The sequence below is a fragment of the Nocardioides sp. AN3 genome (genome assembly GCF_054653495.1).
Window position 1 is genome coordinate 35,320 of the sequence record NZ_BAAIGC010000036.1, and the last position, 14,254, is coordinate 49,573.

At 67.9% G+C, this 14,254-nt stretch carries 10 protein-coding genes; all 10 read left to right on the forward strand.

Annotated elements, in window-relative coordinates; all coding sequences use genetic code 11:
• Positions 1–39: 39 nt before the first annotated feature.
• The 10 genes from ACYQ1K_RS24675 to ACYQ1K_RS24720 all read left to right on the forward strand — a co-directional run bounded on the left by ACYQ1K_RS24675 (position 40) and on the right by ACYQ1K_RS24720 (position 14,197).
• Positions 40–4,965, forward strand: coding sequence for an NAD-glutamate dehydrogenase (locus ACYQ1K_RS24675; protein ID WP_459986103.1), 4,926 nt, complete (start codon positions 40–42; stop codon positions 4,963–4,965).
• A gap of 47 nt (positions 4,966–5,012) precedes the next feature.
• Complete coding sequence (locus ACYQ1K_RS24680) at positions 5,013–5,129, forward strand: FitA-like ribbon-helix-helix domain-containing protein (protein WP_459986120.1); 117 nt, start codon at positions 5,013–5,015, stop codon at positions 5,127–5,129.
• A 16-nt stretch (positions 5,130–5,145) separates the two neighbouring features.
• Positions 5,146–5,361, forward strand: a complete 216-nt coding sequence (locus ACYQ1K_RS24685; RefSeq protein ID WP_459986105.1) for a PIN domain-containing protein — start codon at positions 5,146–5,148, stop codon at positions 5,359–5,361.
• Positions 5,362–5,521: 160 nt separating this feature from the next.
• Positions 5,522–5,656: a hypothetical protein gene (locus ACYQ1K_RS24690; protein ID WP_459986106.1), complete on the forward strand. Its 135-nt coding sequence runs from the start codon at positions 5,522–5,524 to the stop codon at positions 5,654–5,656.
• Entirely contained in the window at positions 5,653–6,141 is a 489-nt protein-coding gene (locus tag ACYQ1K_RS24695; RefSeq protein WP_459986107.1) for a flavin reductase family protein, read from the forward strand. Before ACYQ1K_RS24690 ends, ACYQ1K_RS24695 begins: the two co-directional genes overlap by 4 nt.
• Before the next feature lie 66 nt (positions 6,142–6,207).
• Positions 6,208–7,611 (forward strand): hypothetical protein, encoded by a 1,404-nt coding sequence (locus ACYQ1K_RS24700; RefSeq protein ID WP_459986109.1) that lies wholly within the window; start codon positions 6,208–6,210, stop codon positions 7,609–7,611.
• A gap of 66 nt (positions 7,612–7,677) precedes the next feature.
• The gene (locus tag ACYQ1K_RS24705) at positions 7,678–8,769 is read left to right on the forward strand and encodes an LLM class flavin-dependent oxidoreductase (RefSeq protein WP_459986111.1); all 1,092 of its coding nucleotides are present in this window, start codon (positions 7,678–7,680) and stop codon (positions 8,767–8,769) included.
• Positions 8,770–8,779: 10 nt separating this feature from the next.
• Complete coding sequence (locus ACYQ1K_RS24710) at positions 8,780–10,270, forward strand: aldehyde dehydrogenase family protein (RefSeq protein WP_459986112.1); 1,491 nt, start codon at positions 8,780–8,782, stop codon at positions 10,268–10,270.
• 8 nt (positions 10,271–10,278) lie between these two features.
• Positions 10,279–11,784: a GMC family oxidoreductase gene (locus ACYQ1K_RS24715; protein ID WP_459986113.1), complete on the forward strand. Its 1,506-nt coding sequence runs from the start codon at positions 10,279–10,281 to the stop codon at positions 11,782–11,784.
• Between the two features lie 97 nt (positions 11,785–11,881).
• Positions 11,882–14,197 carry a helix-turn-helix transcriptional regulator gene (locus tag ACYQ1K_RS24720; RefSeq protein ID WP_459986114.1) on the forward strand — a complete coding sequence of 772 codons (2,316 nt, stop codon included), beginning with the start codon at positions 11,882–11,884 and terminating at the stop codon, positions 14,195–14,197.
• Positions 14,198–14,254: the final 57 nt, after the last annotated feature.

Below are 14,254 nucleotides of genomic sequence, written 5' to 3' on the forward strand. Positions count from 1 at the left end.
TTTCAGCGGAGCAGGCCTCAGGGGACTAATGTCGGAGGCGTGTCAACGACGACGCGCCAGACATCAGAGCAGGTCAAGACGGAGCTGATCGACCAGGCCATCGAGCTGGCCAGGTCAGGGAAGGGGACCGGCGGGCCACCGCACGACCAGATCGCGGATCTGCTGCGGGCGTACTACCGCCACGTGGCGCCCGAAGACCTCGTCGACCGCAGCGACGTCGACCTCTACGGTGCGTTCGCGGCGCACTACAAGCTCGCCGTCGAGCGTCCTCAGGGCACCGCGCGGGTCCAGGTCGGGACCCCGACCCTGGCCGAGACCGGGTGGTCGGCGAGTGGGCACAGCGTGGTCGAGGTGGTGGTCGATGACATGCCGTTCCTGGTCGACTCGCTGACGATGGAGCTGTCGCGCCAGCTGCGCGACGTGCACGTGGTGATCCACCCGAACTTCGACGTCGTCCGTGACATCACCGGCGCTCTGCAGTCGATGGCGGTGGTGGCGGACGGCGTCTTGGAGCCCGAGGGCGAGGCGGTCCGCGAGTCGTGGATGCACGTCGAGATCGACCGGCTGCCCGAGGGGGACGACCCCGCCGCGATCATCGAGGACATCCAGCGGGTGCTCCGCGACGTGCGTGAGGCGATCGAGGACTGGCGCAAGATGCACGTCCAGGTCGAGACGATCGTCGACCAGCTCCGCAGCGACCCGCCGCCGCTCGAGGGCGACGAGGTGCAGCACGCCGCCGAGTTCCTCGAGTGGCTCGCCGACGAGCACTTCACCTTCCTCGGCTACAAGGAGTACAAGCTCGAGCGCCGCGGCGACGACGAGTACCTGCACGCGGTGCCCGGCACCGGCCTCGGCATCCTCCGCGCCGACCAGGACCTGTCGGGGTCGTTCGGGCGGCTGCCCGACGCGGTGAAGGCGAAGGCACGCGAGAGGACGCTGCTGGTGCTCGCCAAGGCGAACTCGCGCGCCACGGTGCACCGGCCCGCCTACCTCGACTATGTCGGTGTCAAGACCTTCGACGCGAACGGCGAGGTCGACGGCGAGCGCCGCTTCCTCGGCCTGCTCGCCAGCGCGGCCTACACCGAGTCGCTGATGCGGATCCCGCTGATCCGCGAGAAGGCCAAGGCCGTCCTCAAGCACAGCGGCTTCGACCCGCGCAGCCACGCCGGCCAGGCCCTGATGGACACCCTGGAGACCTACCCGCGCGACGAGCTGCTGCACACCTCCGTCGAGGAGCTGGCGCCGATGGCGGAGGCTGCGATGAGCGCCCGCGAGCGCCGTGCGGTGCGGATGTTCCTCCGGCGCGACACCTACGGCCGCTACGTCTCCGTGCTCGTGTACCTGCCGCGGGACCGCTACAACACGACGGTCCGGGAAAGGTTCGCACGGATCCTCCAGGAGCGGCTGCACGGCGAGTCCATCGAGTTCACGGTCCGCATCAACGAGTCGACGACCGCCCGCGTGCACTTCGTCGTCCACCTCTCCAAGGGCGACCAGATCGCCGACGTGGACACGGCCGACCTGGAGCGGCGGCTCGTCGAGGCATCGCGCTCGTGGCGTGACGACTTCACCCAGGCTGTCATCGCCGAGTACGGCGAGGAGGTCGGCGCCACCCTCGGCCGCCGTTACGCCGACTCCTTCCCGGAGGGCTACAAGGAGGACTACTCCCCGCGCACCGCCGCGGTCGACCTCGGCCGGCTCGAGGGGATCCGCACCGACGGACCGGCTGACAGCGGCCTAGACCTGTCCCTCTACGAGCGGCTCGACGCCAGCCCCGGCGAGGTCAGGCTCAAGGTCTACCGGATCGGCGACCCGCTCTCGCTCTCCCAGGTGCTGCCGATGCTCGCCTCGATGGGTGTGGAGGTGGTCGACGAGCGGCCCTACGAGCTCGAGGGGCTGGAGCGGCACTCCCTCATCTACGAGTTCGGCCTGCGGTACGGCAAGAAGCTGCCGCGCGGCGCCCGCGAGCTGTTCCAGGACGCCCTTCGCGCGGTGTGGGACGGGTTCAACGAGACCGACGGCTTCAACGGGCTCGTCCTGGCCGCGGGGCTGACCTGGCGTCAGGCGACGGTGCTGCGCGCCTACGCCAAGTACATGCGCCAGTGCCGCAGCCCGTTCGCCCAGGACTACATCGAGGACGCGCTGCGCGGGAACGTCGACATCACTCGGCTGCTGGTGTCCCTCTTCGAGGCGCGGTTCGATCCGGCCCAGATCGACCCTGGCACACCGAAGCCGGACCAGCAGGAGCGGCTCGAGCAGCGGATCCTCCAGGCGCTCGACGGGGTGGCCAGCCTCGACCACGACCGGATCCTGCGCTCCTATCTCACCCACATCAAGGCCACGCTGCGCACCAACTACTTCCAGACCGACCCCGCGACCGGCGGACCACATCCCTATCTGTCCCTCAAGCTCGAGCCGTCGGCGATCCCCGACCTGCCCCAGCCGCGGCCGAAGTTCGAGATCTTCGTCTACTCGCCCCGCGTCGAGGGCGTGCACCTGCGCTTCGGCGCGGTCGCCCGTGGCGGGCTGCGCTGGTCGGACCGACGCGACGACTTCCGCACCGAGGTGCTCGGCCTGGTCAAGGCGCAGATGGTGAAGAACACGGTCATCGTCCCGGTCGGCGCCAAGGGCGGCTTCTTCGCCAAGCTGCTGCCCGCTCAGACTCCCTCAGGGGCGACCGACCGCGACGGGTGGCTGGCCGAGGGGGTGGCCTGCTACAAGACCTTCATCTCGGGGCTGCTCGACATCACCGACAACCTCGTCGACGGCGCGACCGTGCCGCCGCGCGACGTCGTACGCCACGATGGCGACGACTCCTACCTGGTCGTCGCCGCCGACAAGGGCACGGCGACCTTCTCCGACATCGCCAACGGTGTGGCCCAGGACTACGGCTTCTGGCTCGGCGACGCGTTCGCCAGCGGCGGCTCGGTGGGCTACGACCACAAGGCGATGGGCATCACGGCCAAGGGCGCGTGGGTCTCGGTGCAGCGCCACTTCCGCGAGCGCGGCATCGACTGCCAGTCCGAGGACTTCACCGCGGTCGGCATCGGCGACATGAGCGGCGACGTGTTCGGCAACGGGCTGCTGTGCTCGGAGCACACCCGGCTGGTCGCCGCCTTCGACCACCGCGACATCTTCCTCGACCCCGATCCCGACGCGAAGGCGTCGTACGCCGAGCGGCAGCGGCTCTTCGACCTTCCCCGGTCGAGCTGGCAGGACTACGACAAGAGCCTCCTGTCTGAGGGCGGGGGCATCTACTCGAGGTCGCTGAAGTCCATCCCGCTGAACGACGCGGTCCGGTCCTCCCTCGGCATCGACGCCGGCGTCGAGAAGATGACGCCAGCCGAGCTGATGAAGGCGATCCTGCAGGCGCCGGTCGACCTCCTCTGGAACGGCGGCATCGGCACCTACGTCAAGGGCGAGGAGGAGTCGCACGGCGACGTGGGCGACAAGGCCAACGACGCCATCCGGATCAACGGCTCGCAGCTGCGCGCGCGATGCGTGGGGGAGGGCGGCAACCTCGGCCTCACCCAGGCCGGCCGGATCGAATATGTCCTGCGGGGCGGCGACGCCGCCGGCGCCAGCGGCGAGGGCGGGCGCATCAACACCGACTTCATCGACAACTCCGCCGGCGTGGACACCTCCGACCATGAGGTGAACATCAAGATCCTGCTCGACCGGGTGGTCAGGAACGGCGACCTGACCGGCAAGCAGCGCAACGCCCTGCTCGCCGAGATGACCGACGAGGTCGCCGCGCTCGTCCTGCGCGACAACTACGAGCAGAACGTCGCCCTCGCGAACGCAGTGGCGCACGCCCCCTCGCTGCTGCACGTGCACGAGGACTTCATGCGCCAGCTCGAGCACGCCGGGACCCTCGACCGCGAGATCGAGGGCCTGCCCTCCCGAGCGGAGGTGCGCCGCAGGCTCGAACGCGGTGCCGGGCTCACCCCGCCCGAGCTGGCGGTGCTGATGGCATGGACCAAGATCGTGCTGGCCGACAAGCTGCTGGCCAGCGACCTGCCGGACGACCCCTACCTCGACCTCGATCTGCGGGCCTACTTCCCGTCGCCGATGCGCGAGCGGTTCCAGAGCCAGATCGAGGCGCACCCGCTGCGCCGGGAGATCATCGTCACCCAAGTGGTGAACGACCTGGTCAACGGCGCCGGGATGACCTACTGGCCGCGGCTCGGCGACGAGACCGGTGCCAGTCTGGCCGACCTGACACGGGCCAACTTCGTGGCGCGCGAGGTCTTCGGCTCGCTGGCGCTGCGCAACGAGCTCAGCTCCTGGGACAACAAGCTGGACGCGTCGGTGCAGACCCGGATGCGGATCGAGATGCGGACGCTGGTCGAGCGTGCCTCGCGCTGGCTGGTCACGAACCGTCGCTCGCCGCTGGACAGCGTGGCCACCGTCGAGCAGTACGCCGGCCCCGTGCAGGCCACCATGGCGCAGCTGCCCGAGCTGATGACCGGTCGCGAGCTCGAGGCGTTCGGTGAGAGGCAGGCGAGGCTCGAGCGGCGTGGGGTGCCAGAGGATCTCGCGCGGCGGGTCGCGGTGCTGTCGCCGGCGTACATGCTGCTCGGCATCGTCGAGACCGCCCAGCGTGACGGGCTGCCGCCCGACGAGGTCGCCCGCGTGCACTTCGCCCTCGGCGAGCGGCTCGGCCTGCCGGTCCTGCTGCAGAAGATCGTGGCCCTCCCGCGCGACGACAAGTGGCACACCATGGCGCGCGCCGCGCTGCGCGACGACCTGCACAGCGTGCACACCCGGCTCACCGCGCAGATCCTGCGCAGCACGCCGGCCGAGAACTCCACGCTGGCGCGGATCGCCGAGTGGGAGGAGGGTGAGGCCGACATGGTCAGCCGCGCGGCCGCGACGCTCCAGCAGATCTGCGCCGAGGAGGAGGCGGATCTGGCCCGGATGTCGGTGGGGCTGCGGGTGGTGCGCGGGCTCCTGTCGGGGTGACGATGGCCGGGGGCATCGGTCTCAGGGGGTGAGGGATGGTCACGTTGATGATCAGCCAGTTGGATGAGCCTACCCACGATCGGCTGCGGGCTCGGGCCGCCCTGCACGGCCGTTCGGTGGAGGCCGAGGTTCGGGGCCATCCTCGATTCCGCCGCCTGGCGTGACCACCTTGACGCCAGCGTGCTGTCGGAGCTCATGAAAGTCACTCCCGAATCGACAGCGCTGGCGTGGGCGCAAGGCATCGACCCCGCCGATCTGACCGTCTGCGTCGTGACGGTCGAGGAGATCGAGCGCGGCTTGGGCCGGTCGCCCGAGGGGCGACTTCGCATCGACGGCAGGGCTGAGGATCATCAACCCGTTCGGGTAGCGGTCCCGTCGTGCGCTGCCATCCGTTGAGTCTGACCATGGAGGGCGCCCGCTGCCGTCGAAAGGATCTCTCTCGCCGGCGACGAGAGCGCTCGCGCAGTCGCGGGCCGACTACGTACGCAAGGAAGTACGTATCCGAGGCGTAGTTCCACGACTACCGGCCATGTCTGCGGCGAGCAGACCATGAGGCATGACTTCAGATGTGATGGTCGGCACAGTCGTCGGCAACCGGCAGCTTGAGCACGTGCCCGAGACCGGTGGTGCCTGGCTCGAGGGCAACTCAGCGTCGCGCCGCGCGGCGATGGGGAAGGCCCCGCTGTCATGATCGAGCACGAGAAGTTCAAGGCGATCATGGCAAGCGCGCCTGGACCTGCTGCGGTCGTCACCGCTTTCGACCCCGACGGCCGGCCGCAGGGTCTGACGATGTCGGCGGTGTGCTCGGTGTCGTTGGACCCACCGTTGATCCTCGCCTGCCTCGACGCTGGGTCCAACACCCTGGGTGCGATCCGGGAGACCGGTTCGTTCACCGTGAACTACCTGCGACGTGGGTGCGAGGCGGTGGCATTCGACTTCGCCTCGAAGTCCCGCGCGAAGTTCGAGGGCCGAGCGTGGGAGCTCGCGTCGATCGGCGTCGGTGGTCCGGTGCTGCGTGAGCACATCGCCGCGTACGCCGTCTGCCGGGTCGCCGACCTGATCCGAGCCGGCGACCACGTCATCGCCGTCGGCGAGGTCCACCATGGCGAAGCACTGGAGGAGCACGATGCGCTCGCCTATGCCCGCCAGCGATTCTTCACCGCGGTCGGCGCTTGAGGCCCGGGCGCGGTCTCTGCCCGAACGCGTCCCCACCTGTCAGCACGTCTCTGAGAGAAGGTCTTCGTGCTCACCACCCTCATCATGAAAGCCGTAGCTTTCGACCCGTCCCAAGTGTCAACGCACGCGCAGGTAGCGACGGCGTACTACGTCATCGGACTCATCGCCATCGTCCTCGCGATGGGAGGTGTCTTCATGTTCGATGCAGGGCTGAGCCGCCGAGGCAACGTCTTGCACACACTGGTCCAGAAGCTCGCGGCGGCCGTTGCGGGTGGTGCTGCCATGGCCGTGGCGGGCTTCGCGATCTGGGACATCCAGTTCACGCAGGCGTTCGGCTCCGAATCGCCGATCGCCGACGCCTTCCGCTCCTGGTGGCTCTTCGGCGACAACATCAACACCTACTCCCAGCGGCTCGACCACACCGTCGTCCCCGACGCTGAGGCGTTCCAGGCCTTCTTCGCGATCTTCGTCGTCTTCGGTGCCTTCTTCGCTGCACTGCTCGCCGGCTCAGTCATCGAGCGGGTCAAGACACGTTCTCTCGTCGTCCTCGTCTCCGTCTTCGCGGGGCTGGTGATCCCCTTCGGGGCCTACCTCGTCTACGGTCCGGTCGGCCCCATGTCCAACTCTGGCACGCATGACTTCGGCGGAGCATACTTCTACATTCTTCTCGGCACCTGGGCCCTCGTCATGGTGTGGCGGGCGAAGCCTCGGCCGGGCGCCGTCGAAGGCGACCACGCTCGCGCGCCGATCCCGCACAGCATGCCGTTCGTCATCCTCGGACTGATGCTCTTCATGGCGGGCCTGTGCGGCTACGTGCTCCTCAACGGCTTCCTGGTGGACGGCGCCGGCTTCTTCGGCATCACCCTCAACGAGTCCGGCATGGGGATCGTGCTGACCAACCTCATGCTCACCATCATGGTCGGCGGCCTCGGGGGCCTGCTCGCCTGGAAGATGACGAAGAACGTCTTCTTCCTGCTCACCGCGCCGATCGCCGGATGGGTCGCCGCCTCCGCGTCGATGGACGTCGTCAAGCCCTGGCAGAGCGGCGCCATCGCCTTCTTCGCACCGTTGGTCGTCGTCGGGTGCCACAAGGTGATGATCCGGGCGAGGCTCGACGACATCAAGATCGTTCCGCTCACGCTCGGCCCCGCTGTCTACGGCGCACTCGTCACCGGGATCGTCGCAGGCGGGACGAAGCAAGGCGGATACGTCGGTCTCAAGGGCAAGTACGCGTTCCAGCACGCCTCGATCGGCCTCGGTCACCAGGCCTTCGGCGTCGTCACGTTCCTCGTGCTCGGTCTTGTCACCGCACTGGTCGTCGTGTTCATCGTCGAGCGTGTCCTCGGTCTGCGCGAGGAGCAGATCGACCACGGCTTCGATCAGGACCTGGATCTCACCATCATCGCTTGGCCCGGATACGGCGCTGACGCCTCGACCGTGATCCAGCACCCGGTGGCCGTCGACGACTGAACCGGCGCGCCCACACCCACGCACCCATCCCCTGTCCAGCGCAGCACCGCCTGAAAGGACCCATTCATGGAGTTCGGAATCTTCATCCCCAGCGCCCGCAACGGCTACATCATCTCGGAGACGGCGCCCCAGTACTCGCCGACCTACGATCACATGCGCGAGATCTGCCAGACAGGTGAGGAGAACGGCTTCTCCTTCGCGCTCTCCCTCTCCGCGCTGCGCGGGCACGGCGGAACCACGGGATTCTGGGATGACGCCCTCGAGTCGATGACGCAGATGGCCGCACTGGCTCGCGATACCCAGTTCATGAAGCTGATCGGGTCGGTCAACATCCTGGCCATCCATCCGGCCATCGCGGCGCGCATGGCCGTCACGATCGACCAGATCAGCAACGGCCGCTTCTCTCTCAACATCGTGCCGGGCGGCTGGCACCCCCGTGAGCTCGAGGTCATGAAGGTGTGGCCCGGGTATGAGTACAACGAGTATCGCTGGAGGTACGCCGGTGAGTACTGCCAGGTCGTGCGGGAGCTGTGGGAGAAGGGTGTGTCGAACTTCCAGGGTGAGTACTTCCAGTACGACGACCTGAGGATGGGGCCGCAGCCTGGCCACCACATGAACATCGTGTGCGCGGGTGCCTCCGACGATGCGATCAAGTTCACGACCGAGTACGCCGACTACTCCTTCCGTCTGGCGTGGGGAGGCCAGGACGCCCTCCGCGAGGTCGTCGACCGGTTCAACGGCCAGATGGATGAGGCAGGACGTACCATTCGGCCCTACGTCGCGCTCGGTGTGGTGATGGCTGACACCGACGAGGAGGCTGAGGCGAAGCTGCAGAACTACATCGACCACCCGGACATGGGTGTCATGGAGTACATGCTCGGGCAGGCGGCGACCGACTCCGCCCAAGGTGGGACGTCCGAGATCCTCGCCAGCGTGGACGCGAAGGGCTTCGTCCAGTTCTCGACGGACTTCATCACAGGGTCACCAGAGAGCATTGCGCGGCAACTCGATGAGTGGGCAGAGATCGATGTCGCCGGCTACATGCTGGTGCTCACCGACTACGTCGAGGACATCAAGCGGATGGGCCGAGAGGTGTTCCCGCTGATGAAGAACTTCACCCCGCCCACGAAGCCGGCGCAGGCCGCGGCTCAGGCCTGAGAGGGACATCATGACGCTCACCACCACACTCCCGCCCGATCTGCGCTCGCAGGTCGACAAGGCGGAGAAGATGCTCATCGGCGGCGACTGGGTCGACGCCACGACCGGAGACACTCTCGAGGTATTCAACCCCTCGACCGGCGAGGTGATTGCTCGGTCGGCTGCCGGTGGCACCGCCGACGTCGACCGAGCGGTGGCTGCGGCCCGGGCAGCCTTGGCCGGGCCGTGGAGCAAGGTGACGCCGATCCAGCGTGGCCGGATGATCGCCAAGCTCGCCGAGCTGGTCGAGCAGGATGCCGAACGGCTCGCGCAGCTCGAGTCGCTGGATGTCGGGATGCCCATCGCGGAGGCGCGGTACATCGACGTGCCGTTCTCCGTCGACATCCTTCACTACTACGCCGGCTGGCCGACGAAGATCACCGGCGACACGATCCCCGTCTCCTTCCCGCGCAACTTCGGCGGTCCCTACCATGCCTACACCCGGCGGGAGCCGGTGGGCGTCGTGGCGGCGATCGTCCCCTGGAACCTTCCGTTCATGATGGCGATCAAGAAGCTGGCGCCGACGCTCGCCACCGGCAACACCATCGTCATCAAGCCCGCGGAGCAGACCCCGCTGGCGATGGCCCGTCTCGCAGAGCTGGTCCTCGAGGCGGGGATCCCCGAAGGCGTCGTCAACTACGTCACCGGTCTCGGTGAGACGGCCGGTGCTGCTCTCGTGAATCACCCCGGTGTCAACAAGGTGACGTTCACCGGCTCCGTGGACACCGGGAAGGCGATTGCTCGGGCTGCCACCGGCACGCTCAAGCGGGTCTCGCTCGAGCTGGGCGGCAAGTCGCCCCACATCATCTTCAACGACGCTGACCTGGAGCGCGCCATCTTCTCGGCGGGCATGGCGATCTTCGCGGGTCAGGGCGAGAGCTGCATCGCCGGCTCGCGACTGTATGCGCAGCGTGACGTCTACGAGGAGGTGCTCGCTGGTCTCGCGTCTCGTGCTGACAGCATCAAGCTCGGTCCGGGGCTTGACGCCGCAAGCGAGATGGGACCGCTCATCTCTGCCGAGCACCGGGACAAGGTCCTGGGCTACATGGAGCTGAGCGAGGAGGACGGACGCATCGTCGCCGGTGGCAAGGCGTGGGGTGAGCAGGGCTACTTCGTCCGACCGACGGTCGTCACGGACCTGCGGCCCGACTCTCGGGTGCTCCGCGAGGAGATCTTCGGGCCTGTCCTCTCCGTCGTCCCGTTCGACACCGAGGAGGAGGTCACCCGGCTCGCCAATGCCACGGACTTCGGGCTCGGCGCCGGCGTCTGGACGCGCGATGTCGGCAGGGCTCATCGACTGGCGGGGTCGATCGAGTCCGGGCAGGTGTGGGTCAACTGCTACCAGGCTGTCGATGCCGCACTCCCGTTCGGTGGGTACAAGCAGTCAGGTTGGGGCAGGGAGACCTGCAAGGAGAGTCTCGACGAGTTCCTCGAGCTCAAGACCGTGGTCGTCCACCTCTGAGGCCGGATGTGTCGACCTTCGACTACGTGATCGTCGGCGGGGGCTCCGCGGGCTGCGTGCTGGCCGCGCGGCTCACGGAGCGCCCCGACGTCTCCGTCCTCCTCATCGAGGCGGGCGGCGACGACCGCCGTCCTGACATCGCCGACCCGGGCGCGTGGCCAGCGCTCCTCGGCAGTGACCTCGACTGGAACTACGCCACGGTTCGGCAGGTCGGCACGGGGCGATCCGTGCCGGCACATCGAGGCCGCGTTCTCGGAGGATCTGGCTCCATCAATGTGATGGCACACCTTCGTGGCCATCGATCTGACTTCGACGGATGGGCCGAAGGCGGAGCGACGGGGTGGGGCTATGCGGACGTCCTGCCCTTCTTCATGCGATCGGAGTCGGTCCCGCACGGCGACGAACGCTTCCGCGGCAGGCATGGCCCGCTCCGGCCGAAGCCGGCAGCCGAGCCGCATCAGCTCACCCTGGCGCATCTCGAGGCGGCACGTCTCGCGGGCCACCGGATCGCCGAGGACCTGAATGACGGCGACCTTCTGGGTGCCGCAGCACACGACCTGCTGCTGGTTGACGGTCGCCGACAGAGCACCGCGACGGCCTACCTCCGCCCCTCCGAAGGCCGTCGCAACCTCACCGTTCTCACCGGGGCGCGGGCGCACTGCCTGCTCATCGCAGGCGAGCGATGCACAGGGGTGGTCTATTCCCAGGAGGGCGCCTCGCATACGGCCTACGCGGCGGAGGAGGTCGTCCTCTGTGCGGGTGCGGTCGACTCGCCGCGCCTCCTGATGCTCTCGGGTGTCGGTCCGGTCGATGAGCTCGCTTCGATCGGCATTCGCCCGGCGCTCGACCTTCCCGTGGGCCGGCATCTGCAGGACCATGTCATGCTCGCTGGCGTCAGGGTGAAAGCGGAGCGGCCACTGCCAACGCCGAGTGGGCAGTACGCCGAGTCGACCCTGTTCCTCAGGACAGATCCGGCCCAGACCGGTCCCGAGCTCCAGATCGTGCAGGTGCAGGTCGACTACCACCTGCCCTGGCAGCAGCCCGTCGAGAACAGCTTCTCGTTCGGCCTCGGACACATGCGCCCACGGAGCACGGGCTCGGTGAGGCTGATCTCCGGCGACCCCGGCGTCGCGCCTTTGATCGACCCGGGCTATCTCACTGAGAGCTATGACGTCGAGCAGCTGATCGCAGGCCTCGAGGAGGTCGAACGGCTGGTCCGGACGGGAGCGTTCGGCGAATGGGGCGGACACTGCCAGACGGAGTCGCTTCTCCAGCTGCCCCGCGCCCAGCTCGAACGGTTCGTGAGGGACGCGGCGAGCAGCTTCTTCCATCTGTCGGGAACCTGTCGGATGGGAGCCGGGGATGAGACGGTCGTCGACCCTGAGCTCCGTGTCCACGGTGTCGAGGGGCTGCGCGTCGCCGACGCGTCTGTCATGCCGACGATCGTGTCCAGCAACACCAATGCGGCAACCGTGATGATCGCCGAGCGAGCCGCTGAGCTCATCATCGGTTGATCGGCGCATCGCACGGACGTCCCTGTCGCTGAGGGATGCGCTCGGAAAGTCCGTAGGATCCGTGCCACGGATGGCTGCGGTGGTGGAGACTACGACGGTGGCCCAGCCATCCTCCGGCTCACCCCGCTCAGCAGAGTCCCTCGGCGACCTGCCGCTGGAGCTGACTCGCTTCATCGGCCGGCGGCGGGAGCTCGCGCTGACCCGCGACGCGCTTGCGCGCTCGCGCCTGGTGACGTTGACGGGGATCGGTGGAGTCGGCAAGACGCGGCTCGCGATGGAGGTCGCCGGCGACGTCGCGACAGACTTCGACGACGTCCGTGTGGTTCATCTCGCTGACGTGCTCGAGTCCGCACTGTTGGGTCACACGCTGAACATCGCGCTCGGAGTCCGCGAGCACTCGGCGCGCTGGCAGTTGACCACCGTGTCCGAGTCCCTGCGAGGCCGGCACGTTCTCCTGGTGATGGACAACTGCGAGCACCTGGCCGAGCACGTCGGTCCGTTCATCGACGAGCTGCTTCGCGCGTGTGCGGGGCTGAGCGTGCTCGCGACGAGCAGGCAGCCACTGGGTGTCAAGGGTGAGGTCGTCGTGCAGGTGCCACCGCTCTCGGTGTCTCCCGACGCCGGACCCGGGGCGGGATCGGTGACGCCGAGCGAGGCGGTGAGTCTGTTCCTGGACCGCGCGGCGGCGGCGATCCCGGGGCTCGAGATCGGTCCGGCGGAGCACGCGCATATCGCCGAGCTCTGTCGGCTGCTCGACGGCATTCCGCTCGCCATCGAGCTGGCCGCTGTTCGGCTGAGGCTCCTGCCGCTCCGAGAGCTGGTGGCTCGCACCGGCGATCGCTTCCGACTGCTCAACCAGGGAAGTCGCACGGCCCCGCTCAGGCATCAGACGCTGCGCGCCTCGATCGACGGCACCTACGAGCTCTGTTCGGCCAAGGAGCGGCTCGCCTGGGCACGGCTGTCGATCTTCGCCGGGGGCTTCAGCCTCGAGGCGGCCGAAGCCGTCGTATCGGATGCTGACGTGCCCCACGATGCTGTTCTCGACCTGGTGGCAGGCCTGATGGACAAGTCGATCGTCACCCGGGTCGCATATGAGGGTGAGCCGCGCTACACGATGCTCGAGACCATCAGGCAGTACGCCGTCGAGCACCTCGATCCGGCGGCCGCACGTGAGCTCAGCCGCCGTCATCGCGAATGGTTCCTGACTCTTGCTGAGCGAGCGGATGAGGAGTGGTCCGGTCCGGACCAGGTCGCGTGGCTCTCTCGCTTGCGCTGGGACTACGCGAACCTCCGTGTCGCTCTCCAGACATGCCTGCTGGATGCGCCGCAGCAGGGGATGAGGATGGTGTGGAGCATCGAGAACTTCTGGCTCGCTCGCGGCTTCCTGAGTGAGGCACGTCTCTGGCTCGACCAGTTGCTTGCGGTCGACCGCTCGCCTGCCCTTGACCGGGGACGTGCACTCCGTCTGAGTGCGTGGCTTGCGATTCTCCAAGGTGACCACGACGCGGTTCCGGCTTTGCTCGAGGAGGCTCAAGCGATCGCGGAGGAGGTCGGTGATGCGATCCTCGAGGCGTATGTGGTCCAGAGTCGCGGACTGCTCGCGATGTTCCGAGGCGAGCTGCAGTCGTCGATCGACCAGCTCGAAGTGGCGGTTGAGGAGTTCATCCGCATCGGCTATCGCACCGGGGTGATCCACTCGATGTTCGAGCTCGGTATCGCCTACGGGTTCGCGGGAGATGGCGAGCGCGCCGCCGGATGGCAGCAGAGGTGTCAGGAGACGGCGGCGGCGGTCGGCGAGTCGTGGTGGCGATCCTTCTCGCTGTGGGCCTATGGAATCGACAAGTGGCGCCAGGGGGACATCGCCCAGGCAGAGAAGATCGAGCGGGAGAGTCTGCGTCTCAAGCGGGAGCAGGACGACCAGTTGGGCGTCGGGGTCTGCCTCGAGGCCATGTCGTGGATCGCGGCAGCCGAGGGAGACGCCGCGCGCTCGGCACGTCTCATGGGGGCAGCCGACTCCCTGCTGCGGAGAGTGGGGATGTCGATCGAGGGCAGCTACTCGATGTGGGACTATCACCAGTCGACGGCGGAGAACCTGCGGACGTCGTGGGGAGAGGAGCGCCTTCAGCGTGCCTACGACCAGGGCGCGGCCTGGACGGCCGAGGACGCGGTGAGCTTCGCCTTGGGTGAGCGCGACGCGGGCGCGCCGCACGGCGCGCATCCGTTGACCCCTCGCGAGCGTGAGGTTGCCGATCTCGTCGGGGCGGGTCAGACGAACCGTCAGATCGCAGCGACACTGTTCATCTCGGTGCGGACCGCGGAGAAGCACGTGGACCGCATCTTGAGCAAGCTCAATCTGTCGAACCGCAGCCAGCTCGCAGCCTGGACTGCAAGCCGGCGCGCTGACGAGACGTGAGGGCGCTGATGACGGGAACAGCTCAGCCCACGCTTTGCTGCGCATCCGGTGAGGGCA